Raw genomic sequence first — 21623 nt, forward strand, 5'->3', positions numbered from 1 at the left:
ACACAAGTTGTTCTTAGTATGTTTTTAAATAGTACGTGATACATCGTCTGTATCATCAATCAAGGCTGACTATTCTATCACAATGGATTTTGATGTCAAGCGGTTTTTTAATTTTTTTTTGAAAGTTTTTAGAAGTTTGTTTTTAACTTAACTTTTAAATCAATTCTTTCGAAATATTCAAACTTTAACAAACTTCACTCTTAATTTTATTTAGATTAAAGTTGTTTTGTTGGTGTTTTGTAACTAACCATTGCTTGAATGAGTGCGTATTATACAGGGTTTTTGGTGGGGGTCAAGGGGGTAAAATTAAAAAATTTTGATATTTTTTTAAGTTTTTGATTTTTATAGAAAAATAATTATCAAAAAATTAACCATCATTACCAGCCCCACTATCGCCCCAAGCTCCTTGCCCAAACAAGCAGGACTGTGGCGATGCGTGATGACGGCGTGGGTGTGCTTAATAAGTAGGGGCAAACATAATGCCAACACCCACGCCCTATCGCCAAAGACAACAGCGTGATAGCCATAGCACATCATCGCCCCATACAAAAGGACAAAATACCCTACAATGCGATAACGCCCCAACACAATGGTGAGCGTTGTCTTGTCGCTGATGCGGTCGGTGTCGGTATCTCGCAGATTATTGATGTACAGCACGCAGGCGGACAACAGCCCCACACCTGTGGCGATGATGAGATTTTGGGCGATGCCCGCTCTGCCCGTTTGTAGATAATAACCACCAAGCACCGCCACATAGCCAAAGAAAATAAGGACAGAAAGCTCGCCAAGTGCATGATAACCATAAGGTTTTTTACCCATGGTGTAACCCAACGCTCCCAAAATCGACACCGCCCCCAAGCCAAAAAACAGCACGATTTGATAAACCGTTAAAGGGCTTAGCCAAATCAGCACCGCCCCTGCCACCATGGTTTGGATAATCCAAAGGACAAGCCACCCCCGAAACCTGCTTGCCGACACCGTCCCACTGCCGACAAGGCGGACTGGGCTGTCATGATGACGGTCTTTGTCAGTACCACGAATGCCGTCGCCCAAATCATTGGCAAGGTTTGACAAAATCTGCAAAGACAAAGCGGTATAAATAATCAGCACACACAGCACCCAATTATCTACCCCAAATCCGCCAAGCGTGCGATACGCCAAGCCCTGCCCCACCCCAAGGCTCATGATGGCGATGGGATAGGTGCGTGGGCGAGTGGCGTGGAAGAATTGGATAATGGACGAGTTGGCAGATGACATGATAAGCCAAGTGGGTTTATGAGTTGGGTTTTAAAGGCATTTAGGCTTTCTCTCGTCTTGCCATAAAAGTCGTCCAAAACCCCGACAAGGCATAAATCACACCAATGGCAAGCACGCCCACAGGAATGTCATACAGCACAATACCCATGATAAGCACGCCAATAATTAGCCCAACAAAGGGGATTTTTTGGCGGTCGAATTCTTTAAAACTGTAATATTTGACATTGCTCACCATAAGTAGTCCGCAAGTCACCGTCCACACCGCACAGATGGTGGCGAGCGTTTGGGGGGTAAGGGCGGTGGCATGGTCTCTTGCCACCATGACGCTTGACGTTACCAAAATCGCCGCCAAAGGACTTGCCAATCCGATAAAGTATTTTTTATCCACCGTGCCAATTTGCACGTTAAATCTTGCCAAGCGAAACGCCGCACAGACACTAAACACAAAGGCACACGCAAGCCCAAACCGCCCAAATTCATGCAACGCAAAATGATACACAAGTATGGCAGGGGCAAGCCCAAAAGCGATACAGTCGGCAAGGCTATCCAACTGCTCACCAAATGGGCTTTGGGCGTTTAAGAGTCTGGCGGCTCGTCCGTCCATGCCGTCCAAAATGGCGGATAAAAAAATGGCAAGGCACGCCTTATCAAACCGCCCCTCGCTACTGGCAACGATAGAAAAAAATGCCGAGAGCATGGACGCACTGGTGATAAGATTGGGAATGGGATAGACCCCACGGCTTATCTTTTTTTGATTGCCGTGTTGTTCGGTCTCAACGACTTCAAAGGTAATGCCGTCATGGTCGTCTGGGTCTTTTTGGGAATGTGGGGGCTGGGTTGTCATGGTGTTTTATTTTTAAAATCAATGGACTGTTGTTAATTGTCTCGTATTTTGATATTTGGGCGAATAAATTGCCCTACAAACTTACCCAAACATCAGTTAATTAGCAATTTTTAAAATCATTCCCCAACCAACCATTTAACCACCGCCATGTCATCCATGCTCATGACAGGAGCGTCTTTTGGTTTTAGGATTGGGGCGAGCGTTTGTAAAATGGCTTTGGCGTGTTCGTCAAATTGCCAAGGCGGATTGATGATGTGTAGCCCTGTGCCGTTCATGCCCACTGCTACATCATTGGGGTATAGGTTTAGCTCACAGACAAGCTGACGGCGAATGTCGGTGCGTTTCATTTTTTTATAAAACAGCTCTACCGCCTCTTTATTCTTAATGGGATACCACAGCACAAATGTTCCTGTGGCAAATTTCTTATGACTTGCTACAAGCAAATCTACTAAACGGCTAAAATCCTTATGCTCCTGCTCAAAAGGCGGGTCAAGCAGGATAATGCCACGCTTTTCCTTGGGCGGTAGCACGGCAGGCACACCTTCAAAGGCATTGCGATGATGAATGCCAATGGGGAGCTGATAAAGCTGATAATTTAGGGCATCATACTCGTCTGCCACCGCTTCAAAGGCTTCAGCACGCAAGGGAGCGTTGTCCGAATGGTTTTGGGCGTGATTGGCAATCCACCAAGGCGAACCGGGGTAGACGTGCTTATCATAGGTTTTGCGAGCGGTGTCAAGGTCTAATAGATACTGGGCAATGGCTTTTGGTGGTGCGCCAAGGTCGGCATTTTCTAAGGCACGAATGCCCTTGTCCGCCTCGCCTGTTTTGGTCGCCTCATCGCTTTCCAAGGAATACAGCCCACGTCCGCCATAAGCGTCAAGTACATAAAAGGGCTTGGCTTTGGCACTAAATTGAGCGAGCAGTTGGAGTAATAAAATGTGTTTGGCAACGTCAGCGAAGTTGCCTGCGTGGTAGGCGTGTTTGTAATTCATGGGAAAATGCGTGTAATTTTAAATGACTTATGGTAGCATAACTCACGATTTTTGGCTATTTTTTATTTTCATTCTCGTTTTCATCGGCTTTATCAGTCGGACTATTTAGAAAATTTAAAAACTTCTTTAAATTCACCCGAAACAAAAACGGCATGCCAAACCACGCAATCATCGCCAAAAACAGGCTCATGTAGAACGCCACCGCCCAACCCTTAATTGCCATGGCAAAAGCAAATGCGAGCAGCCCCATGCCCACCACCAAAATCATCTTTAAAATACCCTTTTGGATAATGCGATAGCGACCCAAAATGAACAGATGATACAAACTTATCGGCATGGACAAGCCAATCAGCACATAGGGCAGGTAATGAAACGCCCAATACACCACCCCACTGTCTTTGAACGTCGCCATGCTCGCCAACGTGCCAAACACACAAAAACACGCAATCGCCCCATAGCCCAAATACACGCTGACGTTGGCAAGCCCCATCGCTTGCGTGATGACTTGGATGATTTTCTGATGTTTGGCTTGGGGGTTGGATTGGGCTGGGTTGGAGGCGTGGCTATCCATGTGTGTCCTTTTATTTGTGTGGTTTTGGGCTGGGATTTGTCTAATTTTGATGCTTAATAAAATTGCACGCCCTAATCTTTGCCTTTTTGCTCATTATCATGATAACTGCCGACATAGCGGGCAAGCTCTGGCGAGTTAAAATAACCATCAACCAACAAGCACGCCGAGACATCATCAATCGGGTCTCGCTCGTGCTTTATCCAGCCACGCTCCCACGCCATCATGCGAGCTTCATGCGACGACAGGCGTTCATCATACATGTACACCTGCACGGGCAAATGGCGTTCGCCCAAACGGTGTGCCAGACGGCGAGCGAATTTAGCTGCTCGTTTAGAAAGCATGGAATCAGTGCCGTCCATGTTAAGCGGTAAACCGACCACTACCACATCAATCCGCCACTGCTCAATGATGCCCAGTAGATTATCCCAGTCGGGCTGTCCGTTGTCCATCGCCAAAATGTCAAAGGGGCGTGCATCCGCCGTGAGTGTGTTGCCCAGTGCCATGCCCATTTTTTTGACGCCAAAATCTAGGGCTAAAATCAAAGTCGGTGCTGTCATGAAATTCCTATTGTTTGGCAAATCAAAAATTGGTCGCAGGTAAAGCAAAATTGGCTTTTAACTTTTTAAAACATCACGTTTAAAAATCAAGCAAATCCTGTGGTCAAGGTAAATTTATCAGGGTCAATGCCCAGTTTGTCATAAGCCAATATCAATCTGTCTTCAAACTTCGCCCGAAATAATATCTCCAAATCAGCAGGGCAAACCAGCCAGTCCTGCTCGCTTATCTCCTGCTCCAACTGCCCTGCCGTCCAGTTACAAAACCCCATGCAAAGCAAAAAGTAGGGCAAGCTGTCGCCTGATATCAGACTTAGCACGTCTTTACTGGTTGTGATACATACGTTCTCGCCCACCGCAAACGATGACGCAAACTCGGGCAGTCCTGTATGTAGCACAAAACCTGCTTCGGGGCGGATAAAGCCCCCATGCATGGCAGGGGTATTCATCGCCTTTTGACTGGCAGGCAAATCAAGCTCGTGTAGCAAACCGCCCACCGAAGCACCAAGAGGCTTATTAATCATAAATCCCCACGCCCCGTCAGTGCTGTGGCGACAGATATAAATCAATGCGTCAGCAAAGCGTTCATCAGGCATGGACGGACTGGGCAATAAAAAATGATGTGTTAAGTTGGAAAATTTTTTCAAATCAGCTCGCTTGGGGATGTCATTATCATTAAGGTCAATATGGGGCAAAATCGCCATTTTACAAGGTTTGTGGATGGTAAGGCTATGAGCTGGCTCTATTAATATCATCAAGCAAGCCCTTGACATGAGCCCGAGTCGCTTCGGTGATGTTCACGCCACCTGACATGCGTGCTAGCTCATCAATCTGTCTGTCGCCTGTGATGATGGACAAATGGCTCATCGTCTGCTCGCCATGCTCTTTGTGCACCAAGATATGACGGTGTGCCGCCGCCGCAACCTGTGCTTGGTGTGTGATGGCAAAAAGTTGCTGATGGTCGCCCAAACTTCTTAGTAGCTCGCCCACCACCTGAGCTGTACCACCACTGATACCCACGTCCACTTCATCAAACACCAAGGTCGGGCGTGTCTCTTGATTCACGCCTGCACTCATAACCTGCATGATAAGAGCCATGCGAGACAGCTCACCGCCTGACGCCACTTTGTGTAGCGGTTGCATGGGCATGCCGACATTGGCACTAAACATGAGAGCGATGTCAAACATCCCACTACCACCATACTGATGTGTCTCTTTGGGGCTAAACTCAAAGACACAGCTGGCGTTCGGCAGGGCAAGTGCCGACAGGCGATGAGCCAGTTCATCAGCGATTTGTGGGGCGATTTTGGTGCGTTCGTTATGCAATTTGTCCGCCACACTCACATACTCATCCCATGCCCCTGCCACCTGCTCATCCATGGTCTCGTTATCAGGTAGGCTCTCTAATTTGTCCAGCTCCGCCTGCCACTGCCCTGCCTGTGCGGTCAGCTCATCTGTGGTCGTGTGGTATTTTTTGGCAAGGCGATGAGCCAGCCCCATGAGATTATTAAGCTCGTCCAGTCGCTCTTCGTCAGGCAGTGACTGCTCGGCATAGTCCATAAGCCGTGCCACCGCGTCATCTATCTGCTCGGACGCTTGGGTAAGTAGCTCGCTACACTCAGCGAACACTCGGCTTTTGTCCGATAAGTTATCACAGATTTTAAGACTACGTGCCAACAGACCCGACACACTCATCTCGTCATTGTCTAGGTGCGTGACCGCTTGCAGTGCTGACTGCATGAGATTTTCAAGGTTGGACAGCTCATCATACTCTTGCTCTATCTCGCCAATATCCACCGCCATGAGTGGCTCAATGTCGCTTAGGCGTGATGACAAAAGTGCCATCCGGTCGGCACGCTGAGTGGACATGGCACGAGCGTCATCGGCTTCTTTTTTTAGGCGTTGGTATGTCCCAAAGGCGTCTTTGGTCGCTGATTTTAGAGTGTGCAAGCCCCCCACATCATCTAGCCAATCGATGACAAACTGCGGTTTTAGCAGTTCAAGCCCTGCATGCTGTGAGTGGATATTAACCAAAATACTGCCCAGTGATTTTAGTTCGCTAAGGCTCGCTGGCACGCCATTTATCCATGATTTTGAACGTCCGTTGACACTGATTTTACGGCGGATGAGCAGTGTGTCTTCTTCTAGCTCTCGCTCATGCTCGGCAAACCACTGGCTCACTTTATCATTATCGGTTATATCAAACTCGCCAAACACCGACGCTTCACTCTCGCCAAAACGCACCATGCCAGCATCAGCTCGTCCGCCCACACACAGCGATAAAGCATCCAATATCAAAGACTTACCTGCACCCGTCTCGCCCGTAATGACATTAAAACGCTCATCAAAGACGATTTCATGGTGCTTAATCAAAGCCAAATTATCTAAGGTTAGGGCTGTTAGCATGAATGTTCCATTATAAGTATGAATCGTTGCGATATTTTAGCACAATCAGGGCTTGTTTGGATAATTTGGTCGGGCAAACCATCAAATCCTAAAATATTTTTTCCACCCTCTTGTATCTTGGCAATTATCATTTATAATATCATCTTATATATTTATTAAGGTTAATAATAATGAGTACTACCCTACGCCAGCTAAAAGCCTTTGTGCTTGTCGCTGAGCAAAACAGTTTTACCAAGGCTGCCGAAACACTGTGCCTGACCCAATCCGCCCTAAGCGGTCTGATTAAGGAATTAGAACAAAATCTTGATGTCAAACTCTTTGACCGCACCACACGCAAACTACACCTATCAGATGCAGGCTCACGGCTACTGCCACAGGCTCGGCGAGTACTCAACGAGATGTCGGTACTCAACGAAAAAGTCAATAACCTAAAATCGCTACACCAAGGACACGTCCGCCTTGCCGTCTCTCAGCAGTTGTCTGCGTCCACCATGCCCAAATTTGTCGCCAAATTCTGTGAGCTATACCCCAACATTCAGGTCACGCTCACCGACTGCTCGGTGGATAATGTGGTTGAGCATATTGAGAACCTAGAAGCCGATTTGGGGGTTGCCCCCGAGCGTCCTTATTCTGATGATTTGAATGTGGATGTGCTGTTTAGCTCACCTTTTTATCTGGTGCTACCACCAAACCACCCCTTTGCCCAAAAAGATGAAATTACATGGGCGGACTTGCTTGATGAAAAGCTCATCACTCTAAACGGACCTTTTATCAAAAGCCTACAAAACGAACTTCCCAATAACATTTCAAGTCGTATCTTTAACCCCGATTTTGAGATTAATTTTCTCTCAACCGCCCTTGGCATGACCCGAATGGGACTTGGGGTGACGTTATGCCTGCTCTACGCTGCCGAATGGGTTGAGCTATACGGGCTGGTCATGCGACCCATCAGCGAGCCTGTGGTGGAACGCAAGTTTTTACTCTACACCCACAAAAACCGCTCGCTGTCGCCTGCCGCGCTTGCCTTTAAGGAATTTTTGATTAATAACGCTGGGGATTTTTTGGTCAGTAAGCCCAAGGCGGTATAGAATAGGTTGAAAAATATAAGTCTTGACTTATAATTTTGGTAAGGGGATAAATCTTGTACACCGTTTTAATGACCGAGCATTTTACCGAGTGGCTGACAAATCTAAGTCAAAGCGAACAAGAAAGCGTGGCTTACAACCCAAAAAGACAGGCCATTTTGCTGTGTGCAGGCGACAAAACAGGCGACAAACATTTTTATCAACGCATGATACCCCTTGCCAAGAGCGTATACCAAGCCTATTTGGAGCAGTTATGAAACTTACCAATTTTGATGATTTTTTTGGCAATCTACCCAAAGACAGCCAAGAACGTGTCAATAAGCGAGTTGCTGACACCTTAGTCAGTATCCGCCTAAGCGAGCTTCGCAAAAATGCCAAACTCACCCAAGCCGAGCTTGCCGACAAAATTGGCGTGTCCCAATCCGCCATTTGCCAAATGGAAAGTGCCGACAACCCCGAATAGCCACCATCAAAAAATACGTCCAAGCCCTAGGAGGAAAGCTCATTGTTGAGATTGATGGTAAGCAGTCGGTGTTATTTGGCTGATAAACGTATCTCCAAAAACAACAAAATTTCCCCCACAACCGCCTGATTTTGCGTTATACTGACACAGTTTTTATTTAGTTTTTTATCCACAACAACAAAGGTATTTGTTATGTTTGAACACGTTACCCCCTATGCTGGCGACCCGATTTTGGGTCTCATGGACAAATTTGCAGGTGACCCACGAGGCGACATCAAGGTAAACCTTGGCGTGGGCGTGTACTACACCGAAGACGGCAAATTGCCCGTCCTAGAATGCGTCAAAACCGCCGAAGGACGCATCGCCAATCCACCCCGCCCCCGTGGCTACTTGCCCATGGACGGTTTGGCAGGTTACAAAAAAGCGTGCCAAGAGCTACTGTTTGGCAAAGACAGTCAGGTCGGCAAAGACGGGCGAGTTGCCACGATTGCTACCTTGGGCGGGTCTGGTGCGTTAAAGGTAGGAGCGGACTTTATCCACGAGTGGTTTCCCAATGCCAAATGCTATGTATCCGACCCAACATGGGGCAACCACATCAGCATTTTTGAAGGGGCGGGACTAGAAGTTGGCAAATATCCCTACTATGACGGAGCGACCATTGGCGTCAAATTTGACGAGATGTGTGCGTTCTTAAACACCCTAAACGAAAATGACGTGGTGCTACTACACCCCTGTTGCCACAACCCCACAGGCGTGGATTTGTCAAACGAGCAATGGGATAGCGTGCTTGACATCATCAAAGACAAAAAACTCATTCCCTTTATGGACATCGCCTATCAAGGCTTTGGCGATGACATGGACGGCGATGCGTACGCCATTCGCCTAGCGGTAGAAAAAGGCTTGAGCGTGTTTGTGTCAAACTCATTCTCCAAAAACCTATCGCTCTATGGCGAGCGTGTTGGTGGTCTGTCGGTGGTTGCCCCCACCAAAGAAGAAGCGGACGTTGTGCTTGGGCAATTAAAATTCACCGTTCGCCGTATCTATTCTAGCCCACCGTCTCACGGTAATGCAGTGGTGGATACCGTGATGAATGATGATGAATTGTTCAATCAATGGGTTGGCGAGGTCTACGAGATGCGAGACCGTATCCGCCAAATGCGTCAAAAGCTCCAAGACGTCTTGACCGAAAAATTGCCTGAGCGTGATTTTAGCTACTTTACCAAACAGCGTGGTATGTTTAGCTTTACAGGACTGACCGCCCCGCAGGTTATCCGCTTGCGTGATGAGTTTGCCATTTATATGGTCGAAAATGGGCGTATGTGTGTCGCAGGGCTAAACAACGCCAACGTGGAATATGTCGCAAACAGCATGGCAGAAGTGCTAAAATAATCAGCTTGCCATAAAAAACCGCTCCGTGATTTCGGGGCGGTTTTAGTTTATCCCATTTAACCCTTAGTTACGCAAATAATTAGTCACGCAAATAATGCTCAAACACCACCCCAAAGTCATACTGGCGAATGGCATTTAGGCGTTCGTTATAGCCTGCCTCCACTTTTTGTACGGTTTGATTGATGACGGTAGGCAAGCTCATAATCACCGCCTCTGGCACGTCTTTTAAATTAAACATGCCTGTTACCGTCTCAAAGCTCTTCTCTAACACCATCTCATCATGACGGATTGCCTGACAACGCTCGGCAATGGCAGTCAATGCCTTATAAATGTCTCGCACGCCTTCGATTTGGCTTTTGTCAATGTCAATGCTAAATGCCAAACCGCCCAAATGAAACTTTAATTCCACGTCCAAATCCATCATCCCTGCCGTCTCAATGGAGACTTGACTTGGGGCAAAATAACGATAAGGATAGCGTTTTAGCATACGTTTTTTGCTCGTGGCGGACTGCCCGTCTAAATGGATAAAGGCAGTGTTGGTAAAGCAGTATTCGTCCATCTTTGATTTGATGACAAAATAAATCCGTTCATTATCTTCATATCTTCATGAAAAATATAGTCGTCAATGTCCGTTTGGTTAAATTGGCTGGGCGGTATGATTTTGCCAATGTCGGACAAGCCAAGAGCGTCTGAGGCGAAGTTTTTAAACATGAGTTTTTCCTTTTTAGATGGATTTAAAACAAGCTCATTTATTGTAGCACAAGCATTTTTTATTTTAAAAGACAATCGTGTTAAAAGATGTTGATTGGGTTTTATTGGCTTATGGTGCTATCGTATTTGTAATTACCCCAAAAAACGATTAAAATAGCCCCTTTTGCCACATCGGCAGGTTATCAAGGTTTATTTATGTCAAAATCCCCTTCGGTCTTTGGCGGGGCGATGATTATCGCAGGCACCGCCATTGGGGCGGGCATGCTCGCCAATCCTACCGCCACGGCAGGCGTGTGGTTCTCATGGTCGCTGTTGGTGTTCGCTTATACTTGGCTTTGTATGTACGCATCAGGTCTTATGATATTAGAAGCCAGCACTACATTTCCCCCGAGTGCCAACCTTGCAACCATCGTCAAATCCTTGCTCGGCAAAGGCTGGAACACCATCAATAGCCTATCGCTCGTCTTCGTGCTGTATATCCTGCTCTATGCCTACATCACCAGTGGCGGGGGCTTGACCGCCAGTCATCTGTCTGCCTTAACAGGCACGGACATCGCCCCACGGCTAGGCTCGCTCATCATCAGCGTGCTGTTTGCGGTGTTTGTGTGGCTCTCAACTCGGGTCGTGGACAGAGTGGCAAGCGTACTGATGATTGGCATGATAGTCAGCTTTTTTATCTCTGCCTTTGGCATGATGTCATCGGTTAGTCTAGATACACTCTTTGACACTCACGCCCCGACTGGCACGGCTTACACGCCCTACATTTGGGTGGCGTTATCCACGGTGCTTGTGTCTTTTGGCTATCATATCGGCGTGCCAAGCATGGTCAAATACTTTGGGGGCGACACCGCCAAAGTCGCCAAATCGGTCTTGATAGGCACACTCATGGCACTCGGGTTTTATCTGCTGTGGCAAGTGGTCGTCCAAGGCAACCTACCACGCACCGATTTTGCCCCCGTCATCGCCAAAGATGGCGATGTGGCAACGCTACTAGGGGCGATTGGCAAATCGGGCTTTATCGGCACCATGCTGGGGGCATTTGCCTACATGGCATTGACCAGTTCCTTTTTGGGCGTGGCGTTGGGATTGTTTGACTTTTTGAGTGATTTTTTTGGGTTTGGCGATGACAAGACAGGGCGAGCCTATGCGGTGGCGGTGGTGTTCTTACCGCCGTTGGTGCTAAGTCTGATTGCCCCGTTTGGCTTTACAACCGCCATTGGCTTTGCAGGGCTTGCCTTGACCGTATGGGGCGTCATCGTCCCCGCCCTACTTGCCAAGGCTCACCGCCAAAAGCACCCTGATAGCACCTACCGAGCCTTTGGCGGTCAGTTTATGATTTATTTTGTCATCGTCTTTGGCATAATAAACATCATCGCCCAAATTGGCGGTTATTTGGGCATGGTGCCAAGTTTTGGTGGGTAGATTGGTAAAGTTAAATCAGACAAGGATGTTTGGTTTTAAAACAAAACTCACACCCCACAAAAAGCCCCGCATCTCCGCAGGGCTTTTTATTTTATCTTAATTTTAATGTCATGAGTGATAGCACCACAAGGATAATACATACAATCCAAAAACGTATCACAACCTTAGTTTCTTTTAGCCCCATTTCTTCAAAATGGTGGTGCAAAGGTGCCATCAAAAAGACCCGCTTTTTACACAGTTTGTACGAGCCGACTTGGATAATGACCGACAAGGCTTCCATGACAAAAATACCGCCCATTAGGATAAAGGCAATCTCCTGACGTGTCATCACCGCAATCGTGCCAAGCATACCACCTAGGCTCAACGCCCCCACATCGCCCATAAACACCTCGGCAGGGGCGGCGTTGTACCACAAAAAGCCCAAACACGCCCCAATCATGGACGCACACACCACGACCACTTCGCTGTTATAAGCGATATACGGCACGGACAGATAATTTGCCCATTCCACATGACCCGACACATAAGCAAACACCCCAAGCCCTGCCGACACCAGCACCACAGGCAAGGCGACCAAGCCGTCCAAGCCGTCTGTTAAATTGACCGCATTGGACGTGCCGTTAATGGCAAAATAAGTGAGCGTAATAAAGCCAAGCCCAAAGGGTATGGCAGACAAGGGAATGTACAGATTTTTAAAGGCAGGAATAAGCAAATCCTGCATGGCGTGCATGGTAGTGGGGTTTTGTTGTAAAGAGATATAGTAAAGCGACCCACCAGCGAGCAACGCTCCCACCGACAACCAAAAGTATTTCTTTTTGGCGACCAAGCCTTGGGGGTTTTTGTGCTTGATTTTTAGCCAGTCATCACGCCAGCCGACCGCCCCAAAGATGACCATGACCGCCATCAAAATCCATACATAAGGGTTTGTCAAATTTGCCCACAGCAAAGTCGAAATCCCAATGGCAAACAAAATCAGCACACCGCCCATTGTTGGCGTGCCTTGCTTGACAAGGTGCGTTTTTGGGCCGTCCGTGCGTACCGCTTGACCGTATTTTAGGTTACGCAGGTAGGCGATGACAGGCTTGCCCGCCATAAGTACAATCGCCATACTCGTCATGACCGCAAGCAAGCTCCTTAGCCCCAAAGACGCAATGGTTTGGCGATACAAAATGTCAAAATAATCAATGAGCCAATATAACATCGTTTACTCGCTTACAGGTTGGGTTAAATCGTGGATTAAGGTTTCCATGGTGGCACTTCTTGACCCCTTAAACAGCATTGCCCAATTTTCGCCAGTGTTAATCGTGGACAAAATTTCTTGAGTGACTTGGGATTTATCGTTAAAATGCACGCTGTCAATCCCTGCTTTTTGGGCGGTGTTAAAAGTGTTTTTCATCAATTTGCCAACACAAATCAGCTTATCCACACCAATTTCTCCAATTTGCTCGCCAAGCGACTGATGTTCGGCAACTGCGTCATCGCCCAATTCGCCAATGTCGCCAATGATCATTAAGGTTTTGTCATAAGCATTTTCATCAAGAAATTTTTGGGCGTTTAGCACTTTTAAGCCTGCAATCATCGCAGGGACATTGGCGTTATAAGTGTCGTCAATAATCAGATGGTTGTTAAAGGGTTTAAAATTCAAACGCCCTTTGGCGGGTTTGGCGTTGTTTAAGCCGTTTACGATTAACTCCAAATCCAGCCCCAACGCAAGCGAACACGCCACCGCCGACAAAGCATTTGCCACATTATGCTCGCCTGCAAAAGGGAGCAAAACTTCGCCTTCGTCAAATTCATCAATCGCCAAATTGACATACGCCGTAAAGCCAACCTTATCGCCCTGCACTGCCACATCATCGGCAAAGACATCGCCCATCACTTGCACGAAATCTAGCTTATCCAGTTCGGCTTGCTCGGCTTCACTTAGTTTGGAAAAATCCATCGCTTCACGGGGTGGGACATTTTTTTCGCCTGTGGTTAAAATTTGAGCGGTAAATTTGCCAGCTTCATTTGCTAACAGCTCAAAAAATTCATCGCCATAAGGTAGCACCGCCACGCCATTTTCATCAAGTCCTTGAAAGATTTCGGCTTTGGTTTTGGCAATGTTTTCCCGACCGCCAAACTCGCCCAAATGAGCCGTACCAATGTTAAGCACGCAAGCAACATCAGGCGACACCAGTCCTGCGGTGTAGGCAATCTCGCCAATGTGGTTCGCCCCAAGCTCCATCACGGCAAATTGATGTTCATCGCACAATTCTAATAACATCATCGGCACGCCCAAATCGTTGTTCAAGTTCCCCCTTGTCATCAAGGTGGGGGCGATTTGGGATAGGATACTGCCCAACATTTCTTTGGTGGTGGTTTTGCCTGCCGAGCCTGTCAGGGCAATCACGGTAAGATTGGGATGAACATCACGGCGGTATTTGCCAAGTTGCCCGAGTGCCTTTTTGCTGTCGCCTACGATAAGCTGGGGCAAGTCGCTTTCTACTTTTTCATTGACAATCGCCAGTACCGCCCCTTTTTCAAGGGCAATACCCACAAATTCGTGCCCATCAAAATTATCGCCTTTGATTGCCAAAAAAATATCGCCTGCTTGTATCGTGCGAGTGTCGGTGGTAATACGAGTGCTTTGGGCGGTAAACTTGCCGTGCCAAGTCGGGTTTAAGTCGCTTAAAGCGGTGTTTAGATTGTCAAATTGCCAGATATAGGGGGTCATTTTTATGCCTTTTAATCATAAATTTAAGTAATAAAATAGGGCTATTATAGCAAAATCCCACCAACATTTCATCGCTTGACAATACCCAACTGTCTTGACAACGCCCCAAATCGCCTTATAATAAACCTTATTTGGGAGAAAATAATGCTTGTAGAAACCACTTCTTTGCCGATTTATATTCAAGAACAAATCATCGCTCATCAGCAAAGCGAACTGTTAGCTAGCAAAGCCAAGCCCTTGCCCCAAAAAGGTTTGATTGGTGGCGAGCAAGTTTTTGGCATTTGGGCAAACCAAAACATTGACGGTGTCGCCTACCAAAACCAACTCCGCTCTGAATGGGAGCGAGAGTGGGAAAAAGACGGTGCGGAGATAAGTCAATGATTTTGGTGGATAGCAATGTCATCATCTATTATTTTAATGGCATCCAAAAAGCCGAAACATTTTTGACAGATAATATCGGCAATATGGCAATTTCTACTTTGACAATTTCGGAAGTTTTATCAAAACCCAATTCATCGGAAAAAGAAATTGACAACATCAATTTATTTTTAAAAAATAATTTTCAATGGATTGATGTCAGCCGTGAAGTTATTTATAAATCTGCCGAAATTCGCCGTCAAAAGAAAATCAAAACACCCGATGCCATTATCGGAGCAACCGCCCTACTTCATCATCTAACGCTCGCCACCAGAAATGTGGGCGATTTTGAGCATTTGCCGATGACGGTAATTAATCCGATTGATTGATTGTCAGGCAAAGCTAAAAGTCTTTAAAAAAATAATCTTACTTCATATTATTAGTGCGATTAACCATTTGATTAGCCAAGACTTTAAAGCCCAATTTTCTAAATGCAGTTAATTGATTTTCCACACTTTTAATGGCATTTTTTAAAATATTTAACCCATTTTTATCATAAGTTGTTTGATAAATACTTTGAAAGTCTGGCACATTCGCCCCAATATGATAATCACATTGCCAAATACCGCCAAAATTCTGCGGTTGATAAATAATGACTTCTAAGGCATAGCGTTCTTTGTTCTTTTTTAAGACATAATGCTCATTAATGGCGATGCTCTTAGGCATTGGTTTATAAGGCTCAAAACCCATTAACTGATTTTTAATAGCACAAGCTTCATCAAAATCCTTTGCCAAAAATACCCATTTTGCCGTCTCGCCACTCGGAATGGGCTTACCAAATCGTTGCAAAGTCGTTTCTGTACCGTCTGCATTTTGGCTTACCACATACAAATCGCCCATTACCGTTTGGTGGGGATTATTCATTTCATCAAGCACACCTTGCAAAATAGGAATGTCATTACCATAAGCAATGTCTGCCAATAATTTATCGGGTGTGTTGTTGTCATTGATAAGGGCAATATGACGTTCAATTTCCTTTTCAATGGCAACTTTGGCGATGTTGATAAATTTGGGCGGCAAGGTGTTGATTAGGTGTCTTTTCATTTTGTCCAGTCTTCTATCACCAAACCAAAACCTTCAAAATCATCAACATTATTGGTAACAATCGTCAGACCTAAAGACAAAGCGTGGCAAGCAATCAGCGTATCAAAACACGCTTTAAATTTGCCTGCTTGCATCATTTTGCCAAACATTTCGCCCGCCTTATCATCAAATGGCACAACCTTAATCACAGCCGATAATTTGTCAAAATCCGCTTGCGATTGATAAATACCCAGCCCCCGTTGCAACTCCGCCCAAGTAATCGCACTCATCACAATTTCACCAACAAAATGTTGGCTAAATCGCTCCACAACGGCTTTTGGTGTATTTTTCATCAAAAAAATACACATATTGGTGTCAAGCATATATTTTGGCGACATTACCAGCCCCGCTTGTCATCAACAAATTCATCTCGCACAAATTCATCAGACAAATGCTCGCCCAATTTGGCAAATAACGCAGGAACTTGCCCCAAGTTGGCAACAGGTGTTATGGTTAATACATCATTTTCTTTTTGCAAAATCAAAGGGGTATTTGGGGCAAATGCAAACGATTTTGGCAATCTGACCGCTTGGCTATTGCCTGAATTAAAAGGTTGTGTAATAACTTGCATTCATCGTCTCCTAAAAAGATATACATTAGTATATACCAAAGCGCCCGCCATCGCAATTACTTCCCCCACTTCTGGGTCATCTCCCCCACCACCACTCTATCATCAAAGTCATAGCGTACGCCCTTAATCTCTTGATAAGTCTCGTGTCCCTTACCAAGAATTGCCACAATGTCATTCTCGCCTGCTAATTTTACCGCAAGTTCAATCGCCAATTTACGGTCAGGCTCAATTTCAATTTTATAATGACTCTCACAATCCAAGCCTGCTTGCATATCCTTTAAAATCTCGTTTGGATTTTCACTTCTCGGGTTATCGGCAGTCAAAATGACTTTATCGGCAAATTTTAGGGCGGATTTGGTCATCAAAGGTCGTTTGCCCTTGTCCCTATCGCCCCCACAGCCAAGCACCGCAAACAGCGTCCCAGCACAATGCGTTCGTAGGCTTGACAGCACCTGTTCCACCGCATCAGGGGTGTGGGCATAGTCCACGATAAACGAACCACGCTCGGACGGCACTTGCTCCATACGCCCCCTTGCCCCTTTTAAGTGTTTGATATTATTGATAATTTCATCAAAACTTACATTCATGGCAAGGCTTGCCCCAATGCTTGCCAATAGGTTTGCCACGTTAAACAAGCCCAAAAGTGGACTTTTTACCGTCATCTCACCTTGTGGGGTTTGGATAACCAATTCCACCCCATTTAGACTTGGGCTGATTTGTTTGGCAAAAAAGTCAGCCGTTGAGTCTTTGGTGCTGTACGTCCAAATGGTAAGCCCCGATTGTTTGGCTTGACGGATAAAGATTTCGCTAAATTCATCATCGGCATTGATAATGGCATGGGTCAGCGTGGGAAATAACGCCTTGTCAAAGAGCCGTGCCTTCGCCCCTGCATAGTCGTCCATGTCGGCATGATAATCCAAATGGTCTCGGGAAAGGTTGGAATACACCGCCACCGTGATTGGCACGCCTTGCAAGCGGTGCTGATGGAGTCCATGACTGCTCGCTTCTAGGGCAATACATTCCACGTCCGCTTTGGCATAGTCATAAATGGCGTGTTGCAGAGCGACCACTTCTAGCGTGGTATGGGTGCTTGGGGCTAGGTTTGGCAAAATGCCGTTGCCTGCCGTTCCCATGACGGCAGTTTTGTGATTGGCAAGGGATGACAGCTGGGCGGTAAGCTGGCTAATGGTGGTCTTGCCGTTGGTGCCTGTAACTGCCACGACTTTTGGCAAAGCTGCCACCCCTGTTTTTTGCAGATATGCCTTGACCAAATCGCCCAAAATCAGGCGTAAATTGGCAATATGCACAATCGGCATTTTGGCATTATCCACGCCCATGTCGGACGCACTTATCTCGGACAGCACCGCTTGGCTATTGATACTATCAATATAGCCTTTTGCCTTGGATTTAATGTCAGGATTGACCGACAACAACACAAAAATCTCGCCACCTGCCACCTTGCGACTGTCCGACACAAAGCCTGTGATTGGCAAATCCTTGATACGCCCCCAATCCACATCAGACACATGGGACTGTAAAATATCGGCAAAATCGTTGAATGTTGTCATAAAAAATCCTTCTTAAAAATAAAAATAAAATGGTAAAACAGCTTACTGGTTTATATCTAGTGGCTTGTCAAATGGCACGTTATAAATTCTAAGCGTCTCTTTCATCACCTTGGCGAACACAGGGGCGACGGTTTGTCCAGCGTACTTGCCCTGTCTTGGGTCTTCTGCCAAAATCACCACCACAAAACGGGGACTGGTCGCAGGGGCGAACCCTGCAAAGACGTTGCGGTATTGGTCGGTATAATAGCCCCCTGCTGGATTGGTGCGACGTGACGTGCCTGTCTTGCCTGCCACATAGTAGCCATCAATGGCAGCGGCTGTCCCCGTACCGCCTTTTTCGGTCACGCTAATCATCATGTTGGTGATGTCTTTGGCGTGTTGCTCACTGATGACCTGCTCTGGGGCAGGAACGGATTCTTCTTTGACCAGTCTTAGATGATTCATCTTGCCCCCATTAGCAAGTGCCGCATATGCCCCTGCAACCTGAGCCAGCGTGACCGACTGCCCGTAGCCGTATGCCAGCGTAGCACGACGAGTGACGTCTTTGGCGGTCGGCGTATGTAGCACGCCTGCCGACTCAGCAGGCAGGTTCAAAGCCGTCTTTTGTCCAAAGCCGAACTTTCTTTGCATGTTCACGATGGCGTCAGGAGGTAGTTCTAGGGCGATTTTGGCGGATGCGACATTAGATGACTTTTGGATGAGCTTCCCCATGGTAATCGCCCCATAGCGACCGCCATCACGAATGCTATACCCACCAAGTCTCATGCTACCTGCCCCTGTGTCAATGAGTGTTCGGGTGCTATACCGCCCCGACTCCAAGGCGGCTGCCACCGTCAAAGGCTTGACCACCGACCCTGGTTCAAAGGTGTCCAGCACAGGGCGGTTCCGCTCGCTTGCCCCGTGTCTTTTTGACAAATCATTCGGGTTGAAAGACGGCCACGACCCCATGGCAAGCACGTTACCTGTTTGCACATCGACAATCATGCCCGAGCTTGACCGTGCCGACTGCACCCGCCCAAGCTCTTCTAGCTCTTTGTACAAAATATACTGCAACCGTGAATCTATGGTCAGATGAATGTCCTGCCCTGCCGTCATGGGCGAGAGTTCTTTGATGTCGCCGATACTGCCCTGCACCGCTCGCAGGCTTAGCACTTGACCGTTTTGTCCTGTCAGCTGTTTGTCGTATTTGGCTTCTATGCCTGCTCGCCCCCCATAGACAGGCGGGTCATCTTGGGAGTAGCCCATATAGCCCAATATCTGTGCCATGGTTTCAGGTTGTAGATAGTAGCGTTTCTCGCTCGTCTCTCTAAACACACCCTTAAAGCCCAGCATGGTGACTCGCTGAGCCACCTCAGGGGCGACTCGGTTAAGTAGCACCAGTCGTTTAGACCCCGTCCCCGATGGCAGGGCTTGTTTGATGGCTTCTGGATCATCCAAATCCACCGCCCCATTTAGATGTACTGCTTGTTCTAATGTTTCACGTGAAACACCACTGGCAGTCGCCAGCGTTTCTAGATTCATCTCATCAAGCTCTTGCACCAGCTTTTGGCGACGCTCTTCGCTTTTGGTATTTTTGATTTTCTTTTGCAAATCATAATACGCCAAAGCATAGTCATAAGGGCTAAAAATCACCGTGGTTAAAGGGGCATTGGCAGCAAGGGGAGCTCCGTTGGTATCATAGATGTTACCACGATGGGCAGTGATGGTTCGCTTACTGGTGATGAGTTTGTCGCCTTGGCTGATGTAGTAGTCGGCATTGGCGATTTGAAGCCAATAAGCACGGGCAAAGAGTGCCGAAAAGCACACCGCCATCACCGCCCAAACTATCTTATAACGCCCCACATCTTGAAGTCCGCCCAACAGCGAGACACCCGAGTTTTTTTTGCGTTTGCGTGTTTTTTTCAGAGAGTTTTGGGCTGATTCTTGAGTGTCAGGCGTGCGTTTGGTGGCATGGCTTTTGTCCAGCTTTTTGCCCAGACTGCCGATTTTTCTTAGTTTCTCGCCAATATCACTCTTGGGGGGCGTGCTTGTCTTTTGCCCTGAGCGGTTTTGGTTTTTTGGGTGTTTGGGCTGTTTTGGGGTTTGGTCGTTTTTACTCATGAGACACCCCCGTATTGTCTAGATTGCCCAAACCACCAAGCCCGTCCCATTCGTCTTGATTTATTTGCTCTTTTTTGGTTGGATAATGCATGCCAAGCTCGCCCACCGCACGTCTTGCCACTTGTGGGGTTGCACTAAATGTCTGCTGTTCAATGAGCAGACGACTCTCTTCGACTTGCATGTTCACCAGTTGCTGTCTTAGGCGGGTAAGTTCTTGATAGGTCTGATGGCGTTTTTGGGTTTGTGTGGCTATCATCACCCCTATGATGAGAATCCCAAGCAGTAATCCGGCAACAATCAGCCGATACAACCCCACCAAGCTCATCGGCTCGGTCGTGTATTCATGTAAGTCGCTGTCAGTGCTTGGGTTCATGGGTTTGTGATTTATAATGGTTTAAATGATAAATTAAATGGTACAAATCATGGCGATAATGAATCAATTGGATAGGTCAATTGAATGATTCAAATGCCGTCTGATTTCGCCTTGCCCCACGCAAATAGGCACTTCTGGCTCGCACGTTGGCACGCACCTCATCATCGCTTGGGGCAATGCGATAGGGTTTATCAAAATATTTGGGACGTTTTGGCGGTATGGGCAGTTTATCATCGCCTTCATGTCGCCCTTTGCTGTGATTATTTAAAAACTGCTTGATAATACGGTCTTCTAATGAGTGAAAACTAATGATGGCCAGCTGTCCGCCTGATTTTAGGGCGGTTAGGGTCTGATTTAAGAAATCCTTGACATCGCCAAGCTCATTATTGATAAATATCCGCATGGCTTGAAAACTCTGGGTGGCAGGGTGCTTGCCTTTTTGCCAAGCAGGGTGAGCCTCTTTGATGGTCTCGGCAAGCTCTAGCGTGGAATCATAATTTTCCATCGCCTTAATCGCACGGGCGATTCTACGGCTATGCCGCTCCTCGCCATAGTCATATAGCACGTTTGCCAACGTCTCTTCGTCCACGACTTTGAGCCACTGCCCCACGCTTTGCCCACGGCTGGTGTCCATTCTCATATCCACCACCCCATCTTTCATAAAGCTAAATCCCCGAGCACCGTCATCAAGCTGTGGACTAGACACACCCAAATCCGCCATGATGCCGTCCACTTGACTCATGCCAAGTTTTGCTAGGCTTTCATTAAGACTGGCAAAACTGTCATGCACCACCACCACACGGCTGTCGGTTTTGGCAAGCTCGTCTGCCACCACTATCGCCTGTGGGTCTTTGTCAAAGACGATGAGCGTGCTATCAGCGGTCAAATAATCAAGCAATAGCCGACTGTGTCCGCCCCGTCCAAAGGTTGCGTCCACATACACGCCTGCCTGTAGCGACACACCCGACAAATCAGACACACCAAGCACGCCTGCTACCGTCTCGTGTAACAAGACAGTCTCATGAATCAAGGCAGGTGTGCGGTCGGTTGCGGTCATGATAATTGGTTTGGATATGTTTAGGTATTTGGTTTAAAATC

At 47.1% G+C, this 21623-nt stretch carries 25 protein-coding genes; 7 read left to right on the forward strand and 18 right to left on the reverse strand.

Going from position 1 to position 21623, the window contains the following annotated elements; translation table 11 throughout:
- Positions 1-342: 342 nt before the first annotated feature.
- The 7 genes from menA to recN form a co-directional block, all read right to left on the reverse strand.
- A complete protein-coding gene (menA, locus tag K941_RS0108565; protein ID WP_051225976.1) occupies positions 343-1257 on the reverse strand; it encodes a 1,4-dihydroxy-2-naphthoate octaprenyltransferase in 915 nt (304 codons plus the stop codon).
- A 40-nt stretch (positions 1258-1297) separates the two neighbouring features.
- Positions 1298-2101 (reverse strand): CDP-diacylglycerol--serine O-phosphatidyltransferase, encoded by an 804-nt coding sequence (gene pssA, locus K941_RS0108570; protein ID WP_029103297.1) that lies wholly within the window; start codon positions 2099-2101, stop codon positions 1298-1300.
- 116 nt (positions 2102-2217) lie between these two features.
- A complete protein-coding gene (locus K941_RS0108575; RefSeq protein ID WP_029103298.1) occupies positions 2218-3096 on the reverse strand; it encodes a 23S rRNA (adenine(2030)-N(6))-methyltransferase RlmJ in 879 nt (292 codons plus the stop codon).
- Between the two features lie 55 nt (positions 3097-3151).
- On the reverse strand, positions 3152-3667 hold the full coding sequence (locus K941_RS0108580; RefSeq protein ID WP_228130388.1) for a hypothetical protein: 516 nt from the start codon (positions 3665-3667) through the stop codon (positions 3152-3154).
- 71 nt (positions 3668-3738) lie between these two features.
- A complete protein-coding gene (ruvX, locus tag K941_RS15295) occupies positions 3739-4224 on the reverse strand; it encodes a Holliday junction resolvase RuvX (RefSeq protein WP_051225977.1) in 486 nt (161 codons plus the stop codon).
- Between the two features lie 86 nt (positions 4225-4310).
- Positions 4311-4817 (reverse strand): YqgE/AlgH family protein, encoded by a 507-nt coding sequence (locus tag K941_RS0108590; protein WP_051225981.1) that lies wholly within the window; start codon positions 4815-4817, stop codon positions 4311-4313.
- Between the two features lie 133 nt (positions 4818-4950).
- The gene (gene recN, locus K941_RS0108595) at positions 4951-6627 is read right to left on the reverse strand and encodes a DNA repair protein RecN (RefSeq protein WP_029103301.1); all 1677 of its coding nucleotides are present in this window, start codon (positions 6625-6627) and stop codon (positions 4951-4953) included.
- A 170-nt stretch (positions 6628-6797) separates the two neighbouring features.
- On the opposite strand from recN, the gene K941_RS0108600 reads away from it, so the two are divergent.
- The 4 genes from K941_RS0108600 to K941_RS0108615 all read left to right on the forward strand — a co-directional run bounded on the left by K941_RS0108600 (position 6798) and on the right by K941_RS0108615 (position 9564).
- Positions 6798-7715 carry a LysR family transcriptional regulator gene (locus K941_RS0108600; protein WP_029103302.1) on the forward strand — a complete coding sequence of 306 codons (918 nt, stop codon included), beginning with the start codon at positions 6798-6800 and terminating at the stop codon, positions 7713-7715.
- Positions 7716-7768: 53 nt separating this feature from the next.
- On the forward strand, positions 7769-7969 hold the full coding sequence (locus K941_RS0108605) for a hypothetical protein (RefSeq protein ID WP_167539596.1): 201 nt from the start codon (positions 7769-7771) through the stop codon (positions 7967-7969).
- Complete coding sequence (locus K941_RS15300) at positions 7966-8175, forward strand: helix-turn-helix transcriptional regulator (protein ID WP_051225978.1); 210 nt, start codon at positions 7966-7968, stop codon at positions 8173-8175. The genes K941_RS0108605 and K941_RS15300 overlap by 4 nt, the downstream gene beginning before the upstream one ends.
- Positions 8176-8367: 192 nt before the next feature.
- Positions 8368-9564, forward strand: coding sequence for an amino acid aminotransferase (locus tag K941_RS0108615; protein WP_029103304.1), 1197 nt, complete (start codon positions 8368-8370; stop codon positions 9562-9564).
- A gap of 79 nt (positions 9565-9643) precedes the next feature.
- On the opposite strand, the gene K941_RS15305 is transcribed toward K941_RS0108615, so the two are convergent.
- Positions 9644-10123: a PH domain-containing protein gene (locus tag K941_RS15305; protein ID WP_265596820.1), complete on the reverse strand. Its 480-nt coding sequence runs from the start codon at positions 10121-10123 to the stop codon at positions 9644-9646.
- The gene (locus tag K941_RS17745; protein WP_228130389.1) at positions 10081-10275 is read right to left on the reverse strand and encodes a hypothetical protein; all 195 of its coding nucleotides are present in this window, start codon (positions 10273-10275) and stop codon (positions 10081-10083) included. The genes K941_RS15305 and K941_RS17745 overlap by 43 nt, the downstream gene beginning before the upstream one ends.
- Positions 10276-10470: 195 nt before the next feature.
- Here K941_RS17745 and K941_RS0108625 point away from each other — a divergent pair, with 195 nt between their 5' ends.
- The gene (locus K941_RS0108625; protein WP_029103305.1) at positions 10471-11697 is read left to right on the forward strand and encodes an aromatic amino acid transporter; all 1227 of its coding nucleotides are present in this window, start codon (positions 10471-10473) and stop codon (positions 11695-11697) included.
- A gap of 91 nt (positions 11698-11788) precedes the next feature.
- Here K941_RS0108625 and mraY read toward each other — a convergent pair whose 3' ends face one another.
- Together mraY and K941_RS0108635 are read right to left on the reverse strand one after the other, a co-directional pair.
- Positions 11789-12898, reverse strand: coding sequence for a phospho-N-acetylmuramoyl-pentapeptide-transferase (mraY, locus tag K941_RS0108630; RefSeq protein ID WP_029103306.1), 1110 nt, complete (start codon positions 12896-12898; stop codon positions 11789-11791).
- Positions 12899-12901: 3 nt separating this feature from the next.
- A complete protein-coding gene (locus K941_RS0108635) occupies positions 12902-14413 on the reverse strand; it encodes a UDP-N-acetylmuramoyl-tripeptide--D-alanyl-D-alanine ligase (RefSeq protein WP_029103307.1) in 1512 nt (503 codons plus the stop codon).
- A gap of 144 nt (positions 14414-14557) precedes the next feature.
- On the opposite strand from K941_RS0108635, the gene K941_RS17125 reads away from it, so the two are divergent.
- Positions 14558-14794, forward strand: coding sequence for a hypothetical protein (locus tag K941_RS17125; RefSeq protein WP_029103308.1), 237 nt, complete (start codon positions 14558-14560; stop codon positions 14792-14794).
- Positions 14791-15159, forward strand: coding sequence for a type II toxin-antitoxin system VapC family toxin (locus tag K941_RS0108645; protein WP_029103309.1), 369 nt, complete (start codon positions 14791-14793; stop codon positions 15157-15159). Before K941_RS17125 ends, K941_RS0108645 begins: the two co-directional genes overlap by 4 nt.
- Before the next feature lie 37 nt (positions 15160-15196).
- Here the strand turns inward: K941_RS0108645 and K941_RS0108650 are convergent, their stop codons facing one another.
- The 7 genes from K941_RS0108650 to rsmH form a co-directional block, all read right to left on the reverse strand.
- Positions 15197-15874 (reverse strand): hypothetical protein, encoded by a 678-nt coding sequence (locus K941_RS0108650; RefSeq protein ID WP_029103310.1) that lies wholly within the window; start codon positions 15872-15874, stop codon positions 15197-15199.
- On the reverse strand, positions 15871-16236 hold the full coding sequence (locus K941_RS0108655; protein ID WP_265596821.1) for a type II toxin-antitoxin system VapC family toxin: 366 nt from the start codon (positions 16234-16236) through the stop codon (positions 15871-15873). The genes K941_RS0108650 and K941_RS0108655 overlap by 4 nt, the downstream gene beginning before the upstream one ends.
- 14 nt (positions 16237-16250) lie before the next feature.
- Complete coding sequence (locus tag K941_RS0108660; RefSeq protein ID WP_029103312.1) at positions 16251-16484, reverse strand: antitoxin; 234 nt, start codon at positions 16482-16484, stop codon at positions 16251-16253.
- A gap of 56 nt (positions 16485-16540) precedes the next feature.
- On the reverse strand, positions 16541-18052 hold the full coding sequence (locus K941_RS15310; RefSeq protein WP_036387959.1) for a UDP-N-acetylmuramoyl-L-alanyl-D-glutamate--2,6-diaminopimelate ligase: 1512 nt from the start codon (positions 18050-18052) through the stop codon (positions 16541-16543).
- 42 nt (positions 18053-18094) lie between these two features.
- Positions 18095-20152 carry a peptidoglycan D,D-transpeptidase FtsI family protein gene (locus K941_RS0108670; protein ID WP_029103313.1) on the reverse strand — a complete coding sequence of 686 codons (2058 nt, stop codon included), beginning with the start codon at positions 20150-20152 and terminating at the stop codon, positions 18095-18097.
- On the reverse strand, positions 20145-20525 hold the full coding sequence (locus K941_RS15315) for a cell division protein FtsL (RefSeq protein WP_051225979.1): 381 nt from the start codon (positions 20523-20525) through the stop codon (positions 20145-20147). The genes K941_RS0108670 and K941_RS15315 overlap by 8 nt, the downstream gene beginning before the upstream one ends.
- Before the next feature lie 76 nt (positions 20526-20601).
- Positions 20602-21582: a 16S rRNA (cytosine(1402)-N(4))-methyltransferase RsmH gene (gene rsmH / locus K941_RS0108680; RefSeq protein WP_029103314.1), complete on the reverse strand. Its 981-nt coding sequence runs from the start codon at positions 21580-21582 to the stop codon at positions 20602-20604.
- Positions 21583-21623 lie beyond the last annotated feature (41 nt).

Origin of the sequence: Moraxella caprae DSM 19149 (assembly GCF_000426885.1) — a bacterium.
GTDB classification, from domain to species: domain Bacteria; phylum Pseudomonadota; class Gammaproteobacteria; order Pseudomonadales; family Moraxellaceae; genus Moraxella; species Moraxella caprae.

Bases quoted from the DNA above. Each gene is read 5' to 3' on its own strand.
- pssA (WP_029103297.1), bottom strand. From the start codon at position 2,101: ATGACAACCCAGCCCCCACATTCCCAAAAAGACCCAGACGACCATGAC.
- menA (WP_051225976.1), bottom strand. From the start codon at position 1,257: ATGTCATCTGCCAACTCGTCCATTATCCAATTCTTCCACGCCACTCGC.
- K941_RS0108600 (WP_029103302.1), top strand. From the start codon at position 6,798: ATGAGTACTACCCTACGCCAGCTAAAAGCCTTTGTGCTTGTCGCTGAG.
- K941_RS15310 (WP_036387959.1), bottom strand. From the start codon at position 18,052: ATGACAACATTCAACGATTTTGCCGATATTTTACAGTCCCATGTGTCT.
- K941_RS0108660 (WP_029103312.1), bottom strand. From the start codon at position 16,484: ATGCAAGTTATTACACAACCTTTTAATTCAGGCAATAGCCAAGCGGTC.
- K941_RS17125 (WP_029103308.1), top strand. From the start codon at position 14,558: ATGCTTGTAGAAACCACTTCTTTGCCGATTTATATTCAAGAACAAATC.
- ruvX (WP_051225977.1), bottom strand. From the start codon at position 4,224: ATGACAGCACCGACTTTGATTTTAGCCCTAGATTTTGGCGTCAAAAAA.
- K941_RS0108670 (WP_029103313.1), bottom strand. From the start codon at position 20,152: ATGAGTAAAAACGACCAAACCCCAAAACAGCCCAAACACCCAAAAAAC.
- K941_RS15315 (WP_051225979.1), bottom strand. From the start codon at position 20,525: ATGAACCCAAGCACTGACAGCGACTTACATGAATACACGACCGAGCCG.
- recN (WP_029103301.1), bottom strand. From the start codon at position 6,627: ATGCTAACAGCCCTAACCTTAGATAATTTGGCTTTGATTAAGCACCAT.
- K941_RS15305 (WP_265596820.1), bottom strand. From the start codon at position 10,123: ATGGACGAATACTGCTTTACCAACACTGCCTTTATCCATTTAGACGGG.
- K941_RS15300 (WP_051225978.1), top strand. From the start codon at position 7,966: ATGAAACTTACCAATTTTGATGATTTTTTTGGCAATCTACCCAAAGAC.
- K941_RS0108655 (WP_265596821.1), bottom strand. From the start codon at position 16,236: ATGCTTGACACCAATATGTGTATTTTTTTGATGAAAAATACACCAAAA.
- K941_RS0108625 (WP_029103305.1), top strand. From the start codon at position 10,471: ATGTCAAAATCCCCTTCGGTCTTTGGCGGGGCGATGATTATCGCAGGC.
- K941_RS0108645 (WP_029103309.1), top strand. From the start codon at position 14,791: ATGATTTTGGTGGATAGCAATGTCATCATCTATTATTTTAATGGCATC.
- K941_RS0108590 (WP_051225981.1), bottom strand. From the start codon at position 4,817: ATGCCTGATGAACGCTTTGCTGACGCATTGATTTATATCTGTCGCCAC.
- rsmH (WP_029103314.1), bottom strand. From the start codon at position 21,582: ATGACCGCAACCGACCGCACACCTGCCTTGATTCATGAGACTGTCTTG.
- K941_RS0108575 (WP_029103298.1), bottom strand. From the start codon at position 3,096: ATGAATTACAAACACGCCTACCACGCAGGCAACTTCGCTGACGTTGCC.
- K941_RS0108615 (WP_029103304.1), top strand. From the start codon at position 8,368: ATGTTTGAACACGTTACCCCCTATGCTGGCGACCCGATTTTGGGTCTC.
- K941_RS17745 (WP_228130389.1), bottom strand. From the start codon at position 10,275: ATGTTTAAAAACTTCGCCTCAGACGCTCTTGGCTTGTCCGACATTGGC.
- mraY (WP_029103306.1), bottom strand. From the start codon at position 12,898: ATGTTATATTGGCTCATTGATTATTTTGACATTTTGTATCGCCAAACC.
- K941_RS0108580 (WP_228130388.1), bottom strand. From the start codon at position 3,667: ATGGATAGCCACGCCTCCAACCCAGCCCAATCCAACCCCCAAGCCAAA.
- K941_RS0108650 (WP_029103310.1), bottom strand. From the start codon at position 15,874: ATGAAAAGACACCTAATCAACACCTTGCCGCCCAAATTTATCAACATC.
- K941_RS0108635 (WP_029103307.1), bottom strand. From the start codon at position 14,413: ATGACCCCCTATATCTGGCAATTTGACAATCTAAACACCGCTTTAAGC.